The organism is Haloarcula sp. NS06 (assembly GCF_051122755.1).
Classification (GTDB): Archaea; Halobacteriota; Halobacteria; order Halobacteriales; family Haloarculaceae; genus Haloarcula.
Window position 1 is genome coordinate 1,757,248 of the sequence record NZ_CP184844.1, and the last position, 18,082, is coordinate 1,775,329.

The 18,082-nt window shown below is 62.9% G+C and carries 19 protein-coding genes; 8 read left to right on the plus strand and 11 right to left on the minus strand.

Annotation, left to right across the window (positions count from 1 at the left end):
* Positions 1-199 precede the first annotated feature (199 nt).
* Positions 200-1,276 (plus strand): archaeosine biosynthesis radical SAM protein RaSEA, encoded by a 1,077-nt coding sequence (locus ACODNH_RS12875; protein WP_306704720.1) that lies wholly within the window; start codon positions 200-202, stop codon positions 1,274-1,276.
* 77 nt (positions 1,277-1,353) lie between these two features.
* A complete protein-coding gene (locus ACODNH_RS12880; protein WP_170083976.1) occupies positions 1,354-1,515 on the plus strand; it encodes a hypothetical protein in 162 nt (53 codons plus the stop codon).
* 30 nt (positions 1,516-1,545) lie between these two features.
* On the opposite strand, the gene ACODNH_RS12885 is transcribed toward ACODNH_RS12880, so the two are convergent.
* On the minus strand, positions 1,546-2,274 hold the full coding sequence (locus tag ACODNH_RS12885; RefSeq protein ID WP_306704721.1) for a TOBE domain-containing protein: 729 nt from the start codon (positions 2,272-2,274) through the stop codon (positions 1,546-1,548).
* A gap of 66 nt (positions 2,275-2,340) precedes the next feature.
* Between ACODNH_RS12885 and ACODNH_RS12890 the strand changes: the two genes are divergently transcribed.
* The 3 genes from ACODNH_RS12890 to ACODNH_RS12900 are packed head-to-tail and all read left to right on the plus strand — an operon-like array spanning position 2,341 to position 5,517.
* Positions 2,341-3,477, plus strand: a complete 1,137-nt coding sequence (locus ACODNH_RS12890; protein WP_306704722.1) for an extracellular solute-binding protein — start codon at positions 2,341-2,343, stop codon at positions 3,475-3,477.
* Positions 3,478-3,526: 49 nt separating this feature from the next.
* The gene (locus tag ACODNH_RS12895) at positions 3,527-4,507 is read left to right on the plus strand and encodes an ABC transporter permease (RefSeq protein WP_306704724.1); all 981 of its coding nucleotides are present in this window, start codon (positions 3,527-3,529) and stop codon (positions 4,505-4,507) included.
* Positions 4,504-5,517 (plus strand): ABC transporter ATP-binding protein, encoded by a 1,014-nt coding sequence (locus ACODNH_RS12900; protein WP_306704726.1) that lies wholly within the window; start codon positions 4,504-4,506, stop codon positions 5,515-5,517. Before ACODNH_RS12895 ends, ACODNH_RS12900 begins: the two co-directional genes overlap by 4 nt.
* Before the next feature lie 197 nt (positions 5,518-5,714).
* On the opposite strand, the gene purQ is transcribed toward ACODNH_RS12900, so the two are convergent.
* Genes purQ through ACODNH_RS12920 form a run of 4 tightly spaced genes read right to left on the minus strand, consistent with a single transcriptional unit; the run spans position 5,715 to position 8,285 of the window.
* On the minus strand, positions 5,715-6,392 hold the full coding sequence (gene purQ / locus ACODNH_RS12905; RefSeq protein WP_306704728.1) for a phosphoribosylformylglycinamidine synthase I: 678 nt from the start codon (positions 6,390-6,392) through the stop codon (positions 5,715-5,717).
* Between the two features lie 52 nt (positions 6,393-6,444).
* Positions 6,445-6,699 carry a phosphoribosylformylglycinamidine synthase subunit PurS gene (gene purS / locus ACODNH_RS12910; RefSeq protein ID WP_306704730.1) on the minus strand — a complete coding sequence of 85 codons (255 nt, stop codon included), beginning with the start codon at positions 6,697-6,699 and terminating at the stop codon, positions 6,445-6,447.
* Positions 6,700-6,750: 51 nt separating this feature from the next.
* On the minus strand, positions 6,751-7,410 hold the full coding sequence (locus tag ACODNH_RS12915) for a DUF7504 family protein (protein ID WP_306704732.1): 660 nt from the start codon (positions 7,408-7,410) through the stop codon (positions 6,751-6,753).
* A complete protein-coding gene (locus ACODNH_RS12920; RefSeq protein ID WP_306704734.1) occupies positions 7,410-8,285 on the minus strand; it encodes a GAF domain-containing protein in 876 nt (291 codons plus the stop codon). The genes ACODNH_RS12915 and ACODNH_RS12920 overlap by 1 nt, the downstream gene beginning before the upstream one ends.
* 120 nt (positions 8,286-8,405) lie before the next feature.
* On the opposite strand from ACODNH_RS12920, the gene ACODNH_RS12925 reads away from it, so the two are divergent.
* Complete coding sequence (locus ACODNH_RS12925) at positions 8,406-9,389, plus strand: formyltetrahydrofolate deformylase (protein ID WP_306704736.1); 984 nt, start codon at positions 8,406-8,408, stop codon at positions 9,387-9,389.
* A 22-nt stretch (positions 9,390-9,411) separates the two neighbouring features.
* Here ACODNH_RS12925 and ACODNH_RS12930 read toward each other — a convergent pair whose 3' ends face one another.
* The gene (locus tag ACODNH_RS12930) at positions 9,412-10,446 is read right to left on the minus strand and encodes a phosphoribosylaminoimidazolesuccinocarboxamide synthase (RefSeq protein WP_306704738.1); all 1,035 of its coding nucleotides are present in this window, start codon (positions 10,444-10,446) and stop codon (positions 9,412-9,414) included.
* Between the two features lie 151 nt (positions 10,447-10,597).
* Here ACODNH_RS12930 and ACODNH_RS12935 point away from each other — a divergent pair, with 151 nt between their 5' ends.
* Together ACODNH_RS12935 and cofH are read left to right on the plus strand one after the other, a co-directional pair.
* A complete protein-coding gene (locus ACODNH_RS12935) occupies positions 10,598-11,614 on the plus strand; it encodes a sodium:calcium antiporter (RefSeq protein ID WP_306704741.1) in 1,017 nt (338 codons plus the stop codon).
* Positions 11,615-11,713: 99 nt separating this feature from the next.
* Positions 11,714-13,066: a 7,8-didemethyl-8-hydroxy-5-deazariboflavin synthase subunit CofH gene (cofH, locus tag ACODNH_RS12940; RefSeq protein WP_434530390.1), complete on the plus strand. Its 1,353-nt coding sequence runs from the start codon at positions 11,714-11,716 to the stop codon at positions 13,064-13,066.
* 205 nt (positions 13,067-13,271) lie between these two features.
* On the opposite strand, the gene cofG is transcribed toward cofH, so the two are convergent.
* The 5 genes from cofG to ACODNH_RS12965 all read right to left on the minus strand — a co-directional run bounded on the left by cofG (position 13,272) and on the right by ACODNH_RS12965 (position 18,007).
* Complete coding sequence (gene cofG / locus ACODNH_RS12945; protein WP_434530391.1) at positions 13,272-14,378, minus strand: 7,8-didemethyl-8-hydroxy-5-deazariboflavin synthase subunit CofG; 1,107 nt, start codon at positions 14,376-14,378, stop codon at positions 13,272-13,274.
* Between the two features lie 33 nt (positions 14,379-14,411).
* Positions 14,412-15,035, minus strand: coding sequence for a 2-phospho-L-lactate guanylyltransferase (cofC, locus tag ACODNH_RS12950; RefSeq protein ID WP_434530392.1), 624 nt, complete (start codon positions 15,033-15,035; stop codon positions 14,412-14,414).
* A complete protein-coding gene (locus ACODNH_RS12955) occupies positions 15,035-15,811 on the minus strand; it encodes a hypothetical protein (RefSeq protein WP_434530393.1) in 777 nt (258 codons plus the stop codon). Before ACODNH_RS12955 ends, cofC begins: the two co-directional genes overlap by 1 nt.
* Positions 15,789-16,970 (minus strand): tubulin/FtsZ family protein, encoded by a 1,182-nt coding sequence (locus ACODNH_RS12960; RefSeq protein ID WP_306704751.1) that lies wholly within the window; start codon positions 16,968-16,970, stop codon positions 15,789-15,791. The genes ACODNH_RS12955 and ACODNH_RS12960 overlap by 23 nt, the downstream gene beginning before the upstream one ends.
* A gap of 137 nt (positions 16,971-17,107) precedes the next feature.
* Complete coding sequence (locus ACODNH_RS12965) at positions 17,108-18,007, minus strand: complex I NDUFA9 subunit family protein (protein ID WP_434530394.1); 900 nt, start codon at positions 18,005-18,007, stop codon at positions 17,108-17,110.
* Positions 18,008-18,082 lie beyond the last annotated feature (75 nt).

Sequence of the window (18,082 nt, forward strand, 5' to 3'; positions counted from 1 at the left end):
GGTTTTCGACACGACCCCAGAGGTGTTGATGCTGTTGCCCCGATCGTGTTTCGTTTAGCAGCGACTGGTACGGCGAGCCAGAAAGCCCCGGCTGTTCGTACTGTATGGTCCGCAATCACACACTGCTGTCCCTCCAAACGAGACACCGACCGAACGGCGAACACAGGAGCTATACACGCCCGTCGGCAAGGACGGCGTAATGAGCAAACCGAGTCCTGAAGTCTACGAGGAGGGCAAGGGCATGGACGCCCACAACTCCGTGATGCGTGACATCCGGTCGCGCAACGACTCCACCTACGACCCTCGCGAGCCGACCCGCGTGTGGCTCGACGAGGACAACACACCTGACGGTGTCTACCAGAGCCTGACCATCATCCTGAATACCGGCGGCTGCCGGTGGGCGCGTGCCGGCGGCTGTACGATGTGTGGCTACGTCGCCGAGAGTGTCGAAGGCGGGACCGTTGCCCACGAGGACCTCATGGCTCAGATCCAGCACTGTCTGGACCACGAGAGCGAGAACAGCGACGAGCAGAGCGGCCTCATCAAGATCTACACCTCCGGGAGCTTCCTCGACGAGCGCGAAGTCCCAGCAGAGACGCGGCAGGCTATCGCCGAAACCTTCGCGGACCGCGAGCGCATCGTCGTCGAGTCGCTGCCGGATTTCGTCGACGAGGAGACCGTCGGCGACTTCGTCGATGTGGGTCTAGAGACGGACGTGGCGGTCGGCCTCGAAACCGCGACCGACCGCGTCCGACACGACTGCGTGAACAAGTACTTCGACTTTGCCGACTTCGAGGAAGCCTCCAAGGCAGCACAGGCCGCCGGTGCTGGCGTCAAGGCGTACCTGTTGATGAAGCCTCCGTTCCTCTCTGAAGCCGAGGCCGTCGAAGACATGAAGCGGTCAGTGCGACGCTGTGCGGCCGTCGACGGCTGTCACACCGTCTCGATGAACCCCTGTAACGTCCAGCGCTACACGATGGTCGAGGAACTATACCACGAGGGCGGCTACCGGCCGCCGTGGCTCTGGTCGGTCGCCGACGTGCTGGAATCGACCGCCGACGAGGATGTCATCGTCGTTTCGGACCCAGTCGGCCACGGCAGCGACCGCGGCCCGCACAACTGCGGCGAGTGTGACGACAAACTCCAGCGCGCTATCAAGGACTTCGACCTCCGGCAGGACCCGTCGGTGTTCGAGCAGGTAAGTTGCGAATGCGAGGCGACGTGGGACGCCGTCATCGAACGCGAGCGCAGCTACTCGCTCCCGCTCGCTCGATAGGCACTTCGAGCGCCAGAAACCATGTGACGGCCTGTCGACCAACGCTTATCCGTCTTTCGCGCATAACACTGTTCGATATGACCCCGAACGGTGACCAGGACAGGCGCAGTTTCAATACACGCGGGACGGTCACAGAGTGTGACCTGTGCGGTGAACAGCGACAGTGTATCGACGGCGACGGAATGGTCGCCTGCAGTGCCTGTCAGTCAGACCTGCTGCCGTCCGGCTGGGGTCTCTGAGGCTCCACTTAGACGCTGCCTTTTGGTTGCTTACGATGACTCATCCGACCGCGACTGGTCGAGAGCTGGAATGACGCCGGCGGTCGCGGTTGCTTTGAACGAAGCGACGAGTTCCGAGCCCGTGGTGATGTCGAGTTTGTCGAGGCTCGTGTCGGTCACGAGCGCTGACAGTGTCGTGGTCGGGTCGACTGCCAGTGCGACCAGCGCGATAGATGTCCCCTCGTCGATACGCTCGACGGTCCCCGCGAACTGGTTGCGTGCGCTCGTCCCCGTCGACTCTGGGGCCTCGGGCGGTGCGTTCAGCGTCACCGTGTCGGCGCGGATGCCGACCTCCACCGCGTCACCGGGACACGCTTCAGTGTCGACGATGGCACGGACCGTCCCCGGCGGGGTCTCGACGGTCGCAAGTTCGCCGTCACGGTTCACCACAGTCCCTCGCAGGACCGTCTCCTCCGCCGTCGCTACCCCATCGAACTCGGCCTGTAGCCGCTGAAAGCGGGCCAGCAGTTGCTCGGCCGTCACTGTAAGTTCGCTGCCGCCGCCACCGCTGCCACCTCGACTGCGGTCGACCAGCGGGCCGAAGGCGTCCTCCAGTTCCACGATGCGACGCTGGGCGTGAGCGTACGATCTGCCCAGCGCGTCGGCGGCGGCGTTCAGTGACCCGTGGGCGGCGACCGCCTGCAGGAGCGTCCGGTCGCGGGCGGTCAGCGCCACGTCGCCCTGCTCCAGTTGCACTTCGACGTCCGCAGTCGCGTCCATACGAACGCCAGGCGGAGTGTGGTCAAAGATTTTATGACTATCACGATTGAACTGGAAGTATCTCCCATGACACAACGACCGAACTCCGACACCGCACGCGGTAATTCACGACGACGAACGACCCGGAGAGCGTTTCTCACCGGGGCTGGCGCGGCAACACTGACCGCGTTAGCGGGCTGTAGCGGTGGTGGAGATGGCGGCGGCGACGGCGAATCGGGCGGTGCCACAGACACGGACGACGGCATGGCCGACGGGACGGATTCGATGACCGAGTCGGCGACAACCGAGTCGTCGATGGGTGATTCGATGACGATATTCCACGCGGGGAGCCTCGCGCCGCCGTTCAGTTCAGCCGAACCGGAGTTTGAGGACGAGTACGGTGTCGATGTCACCCGCGAGGCAAAGGGATCGGTTGCGTCGACACAGAAAATCACACAGCAGGGCCGAACGGCCGACGTTCTGGGCGTTTCCGACTTCCGCCTCATCCGCGACCGCATTCTCCCAGATTTCGGGGACTGGTACGCGATCTTCACGACCAACTCGATGTCGATACAGTACCGTGAAGACTCACCCGGCGCGGGAGATATCTCGAAGGACAACTGGTGGGAAGTGCTGACTCGCGACGACATCACTATCGGGCACTCCGACCCGGCCGTCGACCCCGGCGGCTACCGTGCGGTCATGACACAGCAACTCGGCAAGGAGGAGTTCAACGGGGAGCGCCTCTACGACGAGTCGACCTACCAGGCCCTGCGTGACAACTCTGTGGTGCCGACCGGTACGGAGACGAACCTCGAAGGCCAACTGGAGTCCGGCGAACTGGACTACGTGTTCTACTATCAGTCCATCTCCAGCACCGCCGACAAGCCGTTCATCGACCTGCAGTCGGAGGTGGACCTCTCACAGGCAACCAGCGAGTACGCGACGCACTACGCGAAAGCCGAGGTCGAGACCGGCAGCGGGACATTCACCGGCGCACCCATCGCCTACGGCATGACGGTCCCGAACGTCGCGGAGGCGCCCGGACGTGGGGCGCAGTGGGTGGAGTACTTCGCGAGCGACGCGGGCCGGACGATCCTGGAGGACCAGGGGCTCGTCCCGGTCGACCCCATCGTCGTCCCAGCGAGCGGGGAAGACGCCGTTCCTGACCGCGTGATGAACGTCGCTAGCGCGCAGAGCAACCTCGGTCCGCTGGAGCTGTAAGTGGTCACACCGTTGCGGTCGATAGCTCACGAATACGAGACACCGTACGATGGCAACTGAAACCGACCCCCGATTTGGCCGTGAACGCGTCGGCACGCGGCCGCTCGTTGCCGCCTTCATCGCGCTACAGGCGGTCGCGTTCGTTGCGGCCTACACTTACGGACGACCGACCTGGTACGCATACTTCATGGTCGGGAGCACTGCCGTCACCGCGTACTACCTCGACGGCTCCTCGTTCACCGTCGCAACGGCGACCGTCGGGAGCATTCTCACGGTCGCGCTCGGGCTCCCACTGTTCCTCTTCGTTGCCCGGCAGAACCCCTCGCTTGTCGCCGAGAAAGCGGCGGACCCAGGCGTCCACCGAGTCCTCTACCTTGGGGTTTATGGGCCGCTGTTGGCGGCCGTTCTCAGCCTGGTCCTCGGTGTGCCACTGGCACATCTCCTCGCAGAGGGGTTCCCGGGGCAACCGTTCGTCGAGAGTCTCGTGGACCTCCCGCTGGTCGTCCCGCACTCGGTCGCGGGCATCCTCATTCTGTTCGGGTTTGGGAAAGGTGGTGCGTTCCCGCAGTTCTCCGTGCTCGGGACGATGTTCGGGATGGTGCTCGCGATGACGTTCGTCTCGGCCCCCTACGCGGTGAACGCGACCCGGGAGTCGTTCGAGGCTATCGACACCCGACTCGAATACGCGTCGCGGGTCCACGGCGCGAACAAGTGGGCGACGTTCCGTCGTGTCACTGGGCCGCTGGCCTTCCGTGGAATGGTCACTGGCGGCGTTCTTGCCTGGGCTCGCGCCGTCTCGGAGTTCGGTGCGGTCGCCGTCGTCGCCTACTCGGTGTCGTTCTTCTACCCGCCCGAAGGCGGCGAGGTCACTGCCCAGCACGCTCCGGTGTTCGTCTACAACACCTACCTTCAGGGCGGCCTCGCGGAGAGTGGTGCTGTCGCGTTCCTGCTGTTGGCCGTCTCGGCCGTTATCTTCCTCATCGTCAGGTATCTCACCGATGACGGCTCGGCCACCGGAGGGATGCCATGAACGGACTAAACGCCGCTGTCGAGGCGACGTTCACGGCCGATGGAGCCGAAGCGTTCACCGTCGACGCTGAAATCGAAGTCGAACCGGGCGAGAGTGTCGTGATTCTGGGACCAAGCGGTAGCGGGAAGACCCTCTTGTTAGAAACCGTGGCTGGATTTCACGAACATGACGGGTTCGTTGCGTCTGACGGCCGTCAACTCACCGACTTGCCGCCTGAGCGACGCGACTTCGGATTCGTGTTTCAGGACTACGCCCTCTTCCCGCATATGACTGTCAGGGAGAATGTCGTCTACGGAACCCGGTACCACGACGAAACGGGCGATCCCGATGCGCTGCTGACAGAACTGGGGGTAAGCCATCTCTCGGACCGATACCCACCCACGCTGTCGGGTGGGGAAAAACAACGAGTGGGGCTCGCTCGAGCGCTCGCTATCCAGCCGGGGGTTATGCTGCTCGATGAGCCACTCGCAGCGCTAGATGTCCCAACCCGACAGACGCTGCGAGACGACTTGGCAGACGTGCTCGCCGACGTGACATCGGTATACGTCACGCATAACCGAACAACAGCCAGGGCGCTCGCCGACCGTATCGCGGTGATGTGCGACGGACGCATCGTTCAGACCGGAACGCCCGAGGAAGTGTTCGAACGACCCGCTTCGCCGATGGTCGCCGATTTCACCGGTGCCAACACTATCGAACTCTCGTCAGCCCCGTCTCTGCGCCGATTGCTGGACGGGAGCGCCCCGGCAGAGAGTGATGGCGACAGTCACGCTGCGATACGACCGGAAGCTATCACGATCAGCGATTCCGGCGATATACGGGCCTTTGTTGAACGGATCGTCCGCGAAGACGCGACCAGCAGAGTGACGCTCTCGTTTGACGATGTCACCGTCGACGCTTTCGCCGACGATCCGCCGTCAGTCGGCGACACGGTCGGACTGTCATTCCAGACGGACCGACTCCATCACTGCAGGTCGGCTGGCCCCGATCAGCGTGCTCGCCGACTGTAACTGTGGATTACACTTCCACTCCGGTACGCATGTATTTATACGGCTTGACCGCCAAGGTCGATATAGGGACCGCCGGACTATGTCACACGCTCCGCTGGTCCCTTCCCCTTTGCAATAAAACCAGATAGCTGCGCGGCTGTTCGGATGTGTCCTAGTCGATTATCAAACCGCCGCACTGACAGTTTCGTCTGCGAACATCACTCAGCGAAGCCTGTGAGAACGCCGCGGCCGTCGGTCCGCCCGAGGTCCGAAAGTGTCGCCCGCTCCGGGTGGGGCATCATGACGGCGACGTGCTCGGCTTCGTCGGTGACGCCGGCCACGCTATGCTTCGAGCCGTTCGGGTTCGCTTCGGGTGTGACAGTCCCGTCCTCGTCGCAGTACTTGAACAGAATCCGGTCCTCAGCCTCGAGTTCATCCAGCCGCTCGTCGTCGATCTCATAGCGGCCTTCGCCGTGAGCGATCGGGAGTTCGACGATGTCACCCTCCTCGTACTGGCTGGTCCAGGGCGTGTCGGCGTTCTCGACGCGCAGGTGGACGTGTTCACACTGGAAGCGGGCGCTCTCATTGGTCGTGAATGCGCCAGGGGTCAGCGACGACTCGCAGCCGATCTGTGCGCCGTTGCAGATGCCAAGCACCGGCGTCCCCTCGCTTGCGGCTTCCCGAATGTCAGCCATGATTGGCGAACGGGCGGCCATCGCGCCGGCACGGAGGTAATCGCCGTAGGAGAAGCCGCCGGGGAGGACGACACCCTCGACATCCTCGGGAAGCCCGTCCTCGTGCCAGACGCGCTCGGCGTCAAAGCCCAGCGATTCTAGGGCCTGGACAGCGTCGCGGTCGCAGTTCGAGCCGCCGAACTGGATGACGGCAATAGTCACAGAGACCACCCTGTGTGGGAACAGGTCACTGCCGTCCGTTTCGAGGCGCTGGTCATTCTGTCTCGGTCACCTCAACGTCGTAGTCGTGGATGGTGGGGTTCGCCAGAAGCCGCTCGGCCATCTCCTCGGCGCGCTCGGCCGCGTCGTCGGCGCTGTCGGCGTCGAGATCCAACTCGAACACGTCAGCTGAACGGAGGTCGTTCAGGTCGAAGCCGAGGCGTTCCAGCGAGCGCTGTGTCGTCTCGGCTTCGGGGTCGAGGACGCCCCGCTTGAGCCGGACGGTGACAGTCACGGTAAAGGCAGTCATTACTGGCAAGCGAGCGGGCAGCGGAGAAAACGCTTGTGTTCTCCCGGCAGGTCACGTCCCGACAGGCGTCCAGTTGGTTGGCTGGTCACGCAGGCCAGCCACTCGGAGATCGAGGTCGCCCTGGTCGGCGCGAACGTCGACCCGCCCGTCGAAAAACCGTGCCACGCTTTCGACGACCTGCTCCTCGTGGGCGTTCGGGTCAAGCACGCAGACACCAAGGCCGTTAGCGGTTCCGATCCGGCCGGTGATCGTGTTGAGGAACCGGTACACTGCCCGCACGTCGTCGCAATAGACGAGCAGCGGCGTCAGCGTGATGATCCCGGTTCGGACCCGCGTGTAGCCGCTGGCGTACGTCGATTCATACTGGCCGGAGTACTCGATACCGATACCGGTCAGGTCCGCCGGCGTGTTGACCGCGGAGACGCTGTCTTCTGGCAGGTCGCTGCTCTCCTGTACGCAATCGATAACACGGACCCGCTCGCGGTCGAGCGCACCCCCGTGGCGCTCGAAGTCTGCCAATATCGTCGTGGCGTCGCTGTCTGTTGCGACGAGGACGGTTCCGTCGTTGGTATCGGGACTGCAGAGTAGTCGCAGTCCCATCTCCCGCGCACCGCTCAGAACAGGGCCGGTCACGAGCAGGCTCGTCCCCGGTTCGACCGGATTCAGCGGCAGGCCGTCGAACGTGTACCGGTCGTCTCGTCGCTGTGACATCAGTGATCCCCCTGCAGCCGGCGTCGCAACAGCAGTTGTTCCTCGACCTCGTCAGCGAACCGCTGGAGATCGTCCAGTTCAGTCTGGGTGTAACGCCGCGGTTCGCCGTCGGTGCAACAGACGGCACCGATCGCATTCCTTTCCTTGTCCGTGATTCGGACGCCGGCGTAGGACCTGATGTTGAGCTGTTTCAGTGCATCGACCTCGCCGAAGCGGGGGTCTTCGTGGGTGTCCTCGACGACCATCGTTTCGTCAGAGAGAATCGTATGGGTACAGATGGAGTCCTCGCGGGCGAGGGTCCGCCAGTTGGCCCCCTCACACGCCACGAACCGCTCCTCGTGCTCGTCCATAAGCCCGACAAAGGCCACGTCGATGTCGAAGTGACTGGTCATGAGCGCTGTCAGCCGGTCGAACGCGTCGATTGCCGCCAGTTGGTCGACGTCGTACTGTTGGACAGCGGCTAGCCGCTCCGTCTCGGTCTCCGGAACGGGATAGGCCGCCTGCGTTACCTCGGCGGCAGCCATGGCAGCGACATCCGCAAGCCGCTCCCGGGACTCCGGGACTGCCCGCGGCACGTATTCGACAACCTGCTCGGGCCCGCCGCGGGGGAGATCCGACGGTGCGTGTTCCGTATAGAGCGTCACAACACAGTCCGGGTTCACCGCACGGACTGCATCGACCACGTCGAACCCGTCTCCGTCTGGAAGATCGAAGGCCGTCACAACGCAGTCGACCGACCGGTCAAGTACTGCGGTCAGCGTATCGAGGGACCTGACTTCCTCGACAGCGAGTCCGGCGTCGGCAAGCGCATCGGCTGTCTCGGCGCGCTCGTCGGCGTCCGGGTGGACACAGAGAACGGTCGGCAAATCACTCATTACGGCTGTACGTACGCGGACCGATATACAAAGGGTTGGTGTCAACGCTAGGTTGAAAACGAAGGCTTTTGCCGTGGGACTGCCGACTCTGCGTCAAATGAATCACGACGCTGTCCGGAGGTGGGTATCGTGACTCGCGGTTTGACCGAGATTACGGTCGTCGGTGAGGACGACACCGGCCTCATCGCCGAAGTGACCTCGCTCCTGTTCGAGCGCAGCATCAACATCGAGGACCTTGACCAGGCCGTCCGGGAGGGGGTCTTCCGGATGACCATGCGCGTCGACACGTCCGGGATGGTGACGACGGAAGAGAAACTCCGCGAAGACCTCACCGAACTCGGCGACGACCTCGGCGTCGACGTGCAGGTCCGGTTCCCCGCTGACCGCGAGACCCAGACCATCGCCGTCCTCGTTACGAAGGAGTCCCACTGTCTCGAGGCGCTGTTCGAGGCGTGGGCCAACGGCGACCTCGGGGCCGACATCGAGGTGGTCATCGGGAACCACGATGACCTTGAGCCGCTGGCGGCCAAATACGATGTTCCGTTCCACGATATCGGCGACGAGAAGGGGACGCCGGATGAGGACCAACTGCTTGATCTGCTCGCGCAGTACGACGCCGACCTCATCGCGCTGGCCCGGTATATGCGCATCCTCTCGCCCGATGTCGTCTTCCGGTACGAGAGCCGGATCATCAACGTCCACCCGAGCCTGCTGCCCGCCTTCCCCGGCGCGTCGGCATACATGCAGGCCATCGAGGAAGGCGTCCGCATTGCCGGCGTCACGGCCCACTACGTGACGACGGATCTGGATCAGGGACCAATCATCACCCAGCGCGCGTTCAACGTCCCCGACGACGCCACCGAAGAAGAACTCCAGCAGATCGGTCAGCCGCTGGAAGCTGAGGCGCTCATCGAGGCCATCAAGCTCCACCTCAACGACGAGGTGAACGTCCACCGCGGCCGGACGAAACTGCGGGACCCCGAGGAGACCTCGGCCCAGCTTGGTGCACCGGAGAAACTCGATCAGCTGAACCCTGACCGTCCCATCGACGGCCTTGGCGAGTTCGTCGCCGAGGACGACGGTGAGATAGAGGCTGACGACTGAAACGCGCTGTCTTTTACAATCCTCAGAGTTCGCTCGCGGCGCTGACGGCTTCGTCAAGCGATGGCGCGTCGAACACGTCGCCGCCGACGTAGGCGTTCGTGCCGGCACAGTAGAGGTCCCGCGCGACCTGGATTACGTCCTCGTCGAGCGGCTGCGGCGACTCGTCACAGAGTGCTTTCCAGTCGGCGACGCCCTCTGTGTCGGCCTGCTGCTTGGCCTCGCTCACGGCTTCGACCCACTCTGACTGGGTGCGCTTGTGGTACTGGCGGATGACCTCCTTTGAGACCTGCTGCCTCCCGTAGGAGAAGCGGTTTTCGTCGAAGGTTCCGACCACGTCGGCCACGCGGATCTCCCCGTCGTAGTACAGACACTCGATTTTCCCGTCTTCGTGGACGAGGTCAGCTTCGGCGGCCTGCTCGGTGACGATGTGGTTGACTGCCCGAGCCAGTTCTTCGAGACGGTCGATGCTGGCCGCGCCGGCAATGCGGTCGGCTGCCTCCCGGTCGAGGTAGCGGTCCTGTTCCTCGTATTTTGTTGAGAACTCCACGATGGGGTCGTCGAGGCTGACGACTTCCTCGGGCCAGGTGTCGAAATCGAGGCCGTGGTCAGCGGGCTCGGTCCGGGACCGAAGTGATGACCCAACGCCGACCCGGTTCCGGAAGACGATCTCCAGCGGGATGAGGTAGTTCTCGTCGGCCCCCACGTGGTAGGCGTCGTAGTCGTAGCTCCCGTCCTCGAAGGGGAGGTCCGGGACCTGCGTGAGTTCGATGACCATCTCCTCGGGAGCGGCGTCGGCCGACAGCGCCTCGCCGAGGTCAAGCACCTCGTCGCTATCGGGGAGTCTGACGCCCTCGTAGTGTGTCGGGACGTGGTTCTCCTCCAGTAGTTGGAAGTTGTACGCGCCCATCGTACACAGCGACGCGCCCTTGTCGGGGATCTGGTCTGGCATCTTCCCCCAGTCGAATACGGAGTAGTCGTCCGTGAACACGAACGCGCCGCGGCCGAGCCCTTCGGCCGTCGCCGGTTCGTCAACGCGAAATTCCTTGACGCTCGTCATTGTGCCCGCCTTTTGCGCCGGGGACAAAGACGTTTCTCATACTGTTGGCTGTAACTATTGTAAGATATTCGCGGTAGCAAAATTCGTTACAGACAGCATCACTCGCGCTCGGAAGGCAACGTTTTCTGTCGGGCTGTCGACTAACCGCCTGATGGCTTCCAGTCTGTTGGTCGAGGCTGCGATCATCGTCGCTGCGACGGTCGCGATCTGGAAAGGGAGCGACTGGCTCGAATCATCGAGTGAACGGCTCGCGACGTACTACGGGCTCCCAGAGGTCGTCCAGGGCGCGATTATCGTCGCCGTCGGGTCAAGTTTCCCGGAGGTCGCGACTGTCGTCGTCGCGGCGCTTGGCGGGTCGATGCCGCTTGGCGTCGGCGCAATCGTCGGTTCGGCTATCTTCAACATTCTCATTATCCCCGCAGCTGCGGGCATCGCTACGGACGACGAACTCGAATCGAGCCGGACACTCGTCTACAAGGAGGCGCAGTTCTACATGCTCGCCGTCTCAGTCCTGCTCATCACGATGGCGCTTGCGGTCATCTACTACCCTGGCGAGGCCACGCTCACCGGCGTCATCACGCGACCGCTGGCGGCGATCCCGCTCGCGCTCTACGGGCTGTACGTTTTCATCCAGTACCAGGATACGGCCGACCACGACCCCGAAGAGGACTGGACCGCCGGCATCTCGGTCGGGCGAGAGTGGCTCTTCCTCCTGCTGGGTTTGGCTGTCATCCTCGTGGCTGTGGAAAACCTCGTCCACGCCGTCAGGGTCATTGGTCGGGCCGCCGGCGTTCAGGAGTTCCTGCTTGGCGTGACGATTCTCGCGGCGGCGACGAGTCTCCCCGACACGCTCGTTAGCGTCAGAGCAGCCCGTGACGACCGCGGGGTCACGTCGCTCGCGAACGTTCTCGGCTCGAACACGTTCGACCTGCTCGTCGCTATCCCGCTTGGCGTTCTCATTGCCGGCACGTGGACCGTCGACTTCGCGATGGCTGTGCCGATGTTCGGCGTCCTGACCGGAGCAACGATTCTCCTGTTTACCGTCCTTCGGACCGACCTCGTGTTGAGTGAACTCGAATCGTACGCGCTGCTGGGCGCCTATGCGGCCTTCGTCGCCTGGGTTATCGTCGAAACCGGGGGCTGGATCGGCGGCGTATTGCCGACCTGATGTACTGACCGCTCGCGTCACGAAACACAGACCCTGCCGACCTTGTGGACCATGTGCGTACCCATACGTTTTTGACCGTTCTTTCCCTCCTGTCCAGCAATGCCGGACGTCCCAGAGACCGTCGGTACTCCGGACGGCTCCACCGAGTTCGAGCACCGTCCGACGACTGACCAGTCGTTCGAGAACGCCCTCGCCAAGGCGAGAAACGGGACGCGACTGACAGTTGACGACGCTGTCGAACTCTTTACCACGGGCACCGGCCGGGACGGCATCGACCACGACCGGAAAGAGCAGGTACTCGAAGCGGCCGACCGCCGCCGGGCCGAGGTCGTCGGCGACGAGGTCACGTTCGTCGCGAACCTCAACAACAACGTCACGACGGCCTGCAACACTGGCTGTCTGTTCTGTAACTTCAAGGACCGCTCCGAGCAGTTCCGCAGCGACTATCAGGAGGACCACGGCGGCTTCACGAAGCCGCCGAGCGAGTCCCGTGAAATCGTACAAGACGCCCTCGACCGGGGCATCTACGAGGTCTGCTCCGTCTCCGGGCTTCACCCCGCGCTCGCGCTGGACGACGAACACCGAGAGATACTGGAGACGAGCGACCGCAGGGACCTGAACTACCGCTCGCCCGACGAGTACGAGACGGACCCGGCCACATACTGCGAACAGCTCGAGGCGATGAACGTCGGCGACATTCATCTCCACTCGATGACGCCGGAGGAAGCCTATCACGCCCGCCGTGGCACTGACTGGTCCTATGAGGAGGTGTTCAGCCGACTGCAAGACGCCGGGCTCGACAGTGTCCCCGGAACCGCCGCCGAAATCCTCGTCGACGAGGTCCGCGACGTTATCTGTCCGGGGAAGATCCGTACTGACGAGTGGCTCGAAGCGATGGAGGCGGCCGCGTCAGTCGGCCTCGATATGACCTCGACAATGATGTACGGCCACGTCGAGAACGAGCGCCACCGCGCGCTGCACCTGAAGCGCATCCGTGACTTGCAGGACCGGACCGGCGCAATCACGGAGTTCGTCCCGTTATCCTTTGTCCACGAGGAGACGCCGCTGTACGAGCGTGGCATGGTCGACGGCGGCGCGACGATCGACGAGGACGAACTGCTGATCGCCGTCTCACGGCTCTTCCTCGACAACGTCGACCACATTCAGGCCTCGTGGGTCAAATATGGTGACACGCAGGGATTGAAGATGCTCACCTGCGGCGCGGACGACTTCATGGGAACGATTCTCTCCGAAGAGATCACCAAACGTGCCGGCGGCGACTACGGCGAGTTCCGGTCGTTCCAAGAGTACGCCGACATGATTACCGCCATTGGCCGGACGCCCGTCGAGCGCTCGACGGACTACGAGCAACGCCGCATCATCGACCCCGACGCTGACGTGCTCGGCCCGCAGCTTGGACCGAGGGCTGACGGAACGCCATTACTCGACTGAATTAGTGGACCACGGCTGGGCACTGGCCGTGGCCGGTGTGGTAGAGTATTCTGCCTGGAACTGCTGTCAGAGGCACGCCCAGGCATGATATATATTGGTGCGCCAGCGTATGTGTAGATATCGCCTAGACTGCTAGGTGATTTCTGTCCAGTGTCTGTTCTGGCTGTTGTGACCGTCCAGCCGGCCCTGTTTCTTGTTGTCGGAGTCACAGCGTCACTGGATTCACACCCCGGTCCAGTATCGACCGGAACCGTTCGCCGGCATCATCATCGGCCTCGATAGCTGCCTCAATGGGGTCCGAGAGCCAGCCGTCGTCGACGAAGTGGTCGTAGACCGGCAACCGCTCGCTCAGTGGCACCTCGGCGGCCTCGGCGACGGCTGTCAGTTCCTGCAGCGCGGGCCACTCGTACTCGGGGTTGATGTGGTCGACTGTGACCGGGGAGACGCCGCCCAGATCGTCGATGCCACAGTCGGTCAGGTCTTGGGCGGGCGCGAGGTTCGGGGGGACCTGTACGGATACCGCCTCGGGAAGGGCTGCGCGGGCCATCGAAGTCACCCGGCGCATCGTCGCCAGGTCGGGGGACCCGCCCTGCCAGCGTTCGTTCTCGACCACGGGCTGGATGATGACCTCCTGAATATGGCCGTAGCGTTCGTGCATCTCTCGGATAGCGAGCAAGCTCTCGGCACGGTGGTGCCAGTCCTCGCCGATGCCGACGAGAATTCCCGTTGTGAACGGAACGCCGAGTTCGCCGGCCACCCGCAGGGTGTTGAGTCGCTGACCGGGGTTTTTCGCCCGCAGGCCACCGTGTGCCTGAACCTCTGTGGTCGTCTCGAGCATCACGCCCATCGAGGCGTTCAGATCGGCGACGTGGGACATCTGCTCGCGTGTCTGGTCGCCAGGGTTGGCGTGCGGGAGCAACCCCTCTTCCAGCGCGATTTCGCAGGCTTCCCGGAGGTACTCGTGGATGGAGTCGTGGCCCCACTCGGCGAGCTGGTCGTGGACCGCGGTGTAGCGGTCGTCCGGGTCGTCGCCGAAGGTAAACAACGCCTCGGTACAGCCGGCGTCGGCCCCGCGGCGGCAGGTCTCCCGGATTTCTTCTCGGTCCATCAGCTCCGCCTGCCCCGGTGGGTCGTAGTACGTGCAGTAGGTGCAGGTGTAGCGGCAGGCGGTCGTCAGCGGCAGGAACACGTTCCGACAGTAGGACAGCGCCGACGCGGCCTCAACATCCTCGGGCATCACCGTCAGCAGTCGCTCAATGTCGGCGTCCGGAATCTCGATAGCGACGTCATACGCGTCCGTGCCGGGTATCACGTCCCGGGGTCTGCACCCCACGAACAAAAACCTTCACTCGCGGCGGACGGTGACACGGCCGTCTGTGAGCGACAGATTGAAGCCGGCGTCAGTAAGCCAGTCCGCGGCCGCGCCGTCGCTGTGTAACAGCACCTCCGCGAGGTCGCCCGGTTCATCGATGTCAGTCGCGAGCCGCCGGGAGTCAACTTCGGTAACGCTGGCTCCCACGTCCCGTGCGTTCTCGCGGTGGTCGCGGATAGACGCGCCGTGGTAGTCGACCCTGAACTCCGGATGCCGGCAGACGAAGGCGTTCGTCCCGCCGCCGAGGCCCGGGGCCAGCACCACGCCAGTTTCGGGAGCAAGCAGCCGCTCGATGCTCTCCCGGGTCACGAGCGGGAGGTCGGCCATCACGACGGCAAGTGTTCCTTCGCCGTCAGTCACTGTTGACGCGAGCAGGTCGTTGATCAGCGGGTCAAGCCCGCGGTCGTCGACGGTGACCGGAACGGCACAGTTGAGGGGCGCTGTCGAGATGACTTCGGGTTCGTGGCCCGCCGCTGTCACCGCGTTGACGACGTCTGCAAGCATCGCTTCGGTAAAATCACGGCGCTCGTCGGGAGAAAGAACGGCTGCAAGTCGCGTTTTGGGGTCAGACCCCGAGACGGGGACGACGAGACGCATTACAGCTTGGAGTACTCGTCCTCACTCATCTGGGTGTACGCGTAGTAGCCGCCACCGACCAGCAATAGGAGGACGACGAGTCCGCCGCCGACCAGCAGGAGCGTTTGCTGAGTCTGGGCGCTCTGCTGGGCCTGCTGTGCCTGGCTCTCGGCCTGTCCGGCGAGGTCCTGAGCGTTCTGGAAGTTCCCGTTCTCGTAGGAGGAGATAGCGCTACTGACTAGCTCCTCGGCGCCTTCGTTCCCACCGGCTTCGTCGATTGCGGCCTGCGCATCATCGATTGCCTGCCTGGCCGCCTGGCTCTCTTCGGTGTAATGATGCGCGGTGTCGTTGCGGAACTCATCCTCGTTGTTCCCGCTGATACGACTGAGGGTGGCGACCTGATAGTTCTGCGCCGGATCATACGTGTAGTTCGAGATGCCCGGCGTCGTGCCAACGAGTTCAATCCGGACCTCGTCCCCGTTGTTGTCAACCGCCAGATCCTGCTCGAAGGACTGGTCGCCGTAGGTCTCTTGGTCCACTTGGTCACCTGCACGCAACACAGTAACCGTCCAGCTGACGTTCTGGAGCTCGGTCGAGCCGGCGAGTGTCCACTCGTTCGGTGCGTCGGTGAACGGGTCATCTACCGTATACGTCACCGATACCTCTTCGCCGACAGCCGTTTCGGTCGGGACTCCGTCGGCAGAGACAGAGAACGCACTCGCTGTGCCGGCAGTCGCGAGTAGTGCGACAACACAGAGGAGTGCGGCGGTCTTGTTAGAACAGCGGATCAAGTTCATCTTCGTCGTCTTCGACTAAGTCTTCTAAGTTATCTTCGCTTTGGTTACGGATATCGTCGATGTTGTCCTGTGCCTCGATGGCGACCTGCTGGAGTTCCTTGATCCGCGGAACGTTGTGGACACCGGCTAGCAGGATGGATGCGGCCACTTTCGGGGCGTTAGTCGGATAGTCGCCACCGCGGACTTCCATCGAACCGGTCTGCTCCTCGAGCCACTTCCGGCCGCGTTCTATTCCCTTCCGGTTCAGGTGTTTCGGCGGCCCTGCCATCACAAGCAAGGCACGCTCTGCACCTTCAATCTCACAGGGGAGTGTCAGTCGGCCGAGCGCGGCTTTCCGGACGAGCGACGTGATTCGGTTCGTCGTGTTCGCCGTATCCATTCCGTCATCGGACGAGTCGTCGCCCTTGAACCGCGAGAGCAGGCCGCCGCCGCCAGAGGAGACCTCGACATCCTCGGAGGCGTAGCCGACAGTGGACACGCCACCGCCGTCGAGCGTGTTGATGATCTCGGAGGAGTCGACGACGCTTTCCGCGACGTTGTCACCGGCCTCGATCTCGCCGGCCCCGAACAGTACGCCGAAGCGCCGGACGATCTCCTCGTTGATGTGGTCGTAGCCGCCTTCGACGGACTCGCCGGTCTGTCGCCAGGCGTCGTTATCGAACACCATCAGGTTGTCCACCTCGCGCACGAACGTCTGGAACGAGCGGGCGGCGTTGAGGGTGTAGATACCACCCTCGTCACTGCCCGGCAAGACGCCCAGCCCGTACACCGGTTCGGTGTAGATACGTTTGAGGTGTTTCGCGACGACCGGCGACCCGCCCGATCCGGTCCCGCCGCCGAGACCGGCGACGATGAGGAAGGCATCCACTTCGTGGACAGGGATGTTGTCAATCGCACCCTGCACCTCGTCGATATCCTCTTCGGCGATTTCCGCGCCGAGTTCGTTGTCAGCGCCCACGCCGTGGCCCTTGACGCGGGCCTGGCCAATGAGCACTCGATTCTCTTCCGGAATGTGTTCTAGCCCAAGCAGGTCTGCTTTTGCTGTATTAACCGCTACAGCCGAGCGGACGATTCCCGAGCCGGTTTCCTTGTCGTACTCGAGGAATTTGTCCACAATTTTGCCACCGGCCTGCCCGAAGCCGATCATCGCCAGTTTCATTATATAGTTCTCCGCTTAAAGGGTCAAAGAGCGATAGCGAGTATAAGTGTTTTGCCCGGCTCTCAACCTTGAAAGCCTGGCTTGAAAACAAATCCTAGTTTACACAAACCCCTATAGGTGGAGACTACTGCCAGTCCTTATCGGTGAAGGTATCCGCTGAGCGTCGTTAAAGAGCCACTACTAACCCCGAACGCGTCGATATCGTTTGTTGCCGGACTATTATCGAATTTGAGCGAGCGGTACTGGTCGGCACCCATTGGGAACCCAACGCTTCCCAAGACAGAGAGACCGACCTTCGCGAGCGGCATCGGAAGGGGGACGATGCTTACCGACGACGCCTCGGCATCGTATACCTGATTTGTTACGTCTCTGAGCGTCAGTACTTCCGGTCCACCGATCTCGTAGGTCTCGCCGACGTGTTCCTCGGATTCGATACTGTCGACGAGCATTGGAACGAGGTCACCGACCCAGATGGGCTGGAACGTGGTCTGTCTACCGCCGCCGGGGAGCGGGTACAGTGGGACGCCTGGCGCGAACATGCCTTTGAGGCGCTTCGTGAATGAGACGAACTCCCCGCCCTCGCCGAAGACGACTGACGGCCGGAAGATAGTCCAATCCAGCGAGGATTCGGTAACGACCTGCTCGGCCTGTCCCTTCGATCGGATGTAGTGTGTGTCGCCATTGGGGTCTGCACCCAGTGCGCTCAGTTGGACGAACTGGTCGACGCCGTGTTCCTCTGCGGCCTGTACGCTGTTTTCGGTCCCACCAAGATGGATTCGTTCGTGCATCTTATCGCCGCCATCCGGTTTGAACAGGGGCGACAGCGCAACCAAATAATACACTGCGTCCTGGCCCTCGAACGATCTCTCGATGCTACCGTAGTCTGTGACATCCCCGGAGACGGTTTCGACACCGTCTGGTAGTGTCGCGTCCTCCGGAGATCGGGACAGCGCAGTGACAGTGTGTCCCTGTTCGTTGAGTTCACGGCACAGGTGCTGTCCGATGAATCCAGTCCCGCCGACGACAAGTACATCCATAGGCATCAGTACGGCTGGTAGAACCGTAAAGGTGGGCGTATTTCATCGCTTGACCGGCCCGCAGTCCGGTCACTT

Bases quoted from the DNA above. Each gene is read 5' to 3' on its own strand.
- ACODNH_RS12875 (WP_306704720.1), top strand. From the start codon at position 200: ATGAGCAAACCGAGTCCTGAAGTCTACGAGGAGGGCAAGGGCATGGAC.
- ACODNH_RS12880 (WP_170083976.1), top strand. From the start codon at position 1,354: ATGACCCCGAACGGTGACCAGGACAGGCGCAGTTTCAATACACGCGGG.
- ACODNH_RS12885 (WP_306704721.1), bottom strand. From the start codon at position 2,274: ATGGACGCGACTGCGGACGTCGAAGTGCAACTGGAGCAGGGCGACGTG.
- ACODNH_RS12890 (WP_306704722.1), top strand. From the start codon at position 2,341: ATGACACAACGACCGAACTCCGACACCGCACGCGGTAATTCACGACGA.
- ACODNH_RS12895 (WP_306704724.1), top strand. From the start codon at position 3,527: ATGGCAACTGAAACCGACCCCCGATTTGGCCGTGAACGCGTCGGCACG.
- ACODNH_RS12900 (WP_306704726.1), top strand. From the start codon at position 4,504: ATGAACGGACTAAACGCCGCTGTCGAGGCGACGTTCACGGCCGATGGA.
- purS (WP_306704730.1), bottom strand. From the start codon at position 6,699: ATGACTGCCTTTACCGTGACTGTCACCGTCCGGCTCAAGCGGGGCGTC.
- ACODNH_RS12915 (WP_306704732.1), bottom strand. From the start codon at position 7,410: ATGTCACAGCGACGAGACGACCGGTACACGTTCGACGGCCTGCCGCTG.
- ACODNH_RS12920 (WP_306704734.1), bottom strand. From the start codon at position 8,285: ATGAGTGATTTGCCGACCGTTCTCTGTGTCCACCCGGACGCCGACGAG.
- ACODNH_RS12930 (WP_306704738.1), bottom strand. From the start codon at position 10,446: ATGACGAGCGTCAAGGAATTTCGCGTTGACGAACCGGCGACGGCCGAA.
- ACODNH_RS12935 (WP_306704741.1), top strand. From the start codon at position 10,598: ATGGCTTCCAGTCTGTTGGTCGAGGCTGCGATCATCGTCGCTGCGACG.
- cofH (WP_434530390.1), top strand. From the start codon at position 11,714: ATGCCGGACGTCCCAGAGACCGTCGGTACTCCGGACGGCTCCACCGAG.
- cofC (WP_434530392.1), bottom strand. From the start codon at position 15,035: ATGCGTCTCGTCGTCCCCGTCTCGGGGTCTGACCCCAAAACGCGACTT.
- ACODNH_RS12955 (WP_434530393.1), bottom strand. From the start codon at position 15,811: ATGAACTTGATCCGCTGTTCTAACAAGACCGCCGCACTCCTCTGTGTT.
- ACODNH_RS12960 (WP_306704751.1), bottom strand. From the start codon at position 16,970: ATGAAACTGGCGATGATCGGCTTCGGGCAGGCCGGTGGCAAAATTGTG.
- ACODNH_RS12965 (WP_434530394.1), bottom strand. From the start codon at position 18,007: ATGGATGTACTTGTCGTCGGCGGGACTGGATTCATCGGACAGCACCTG.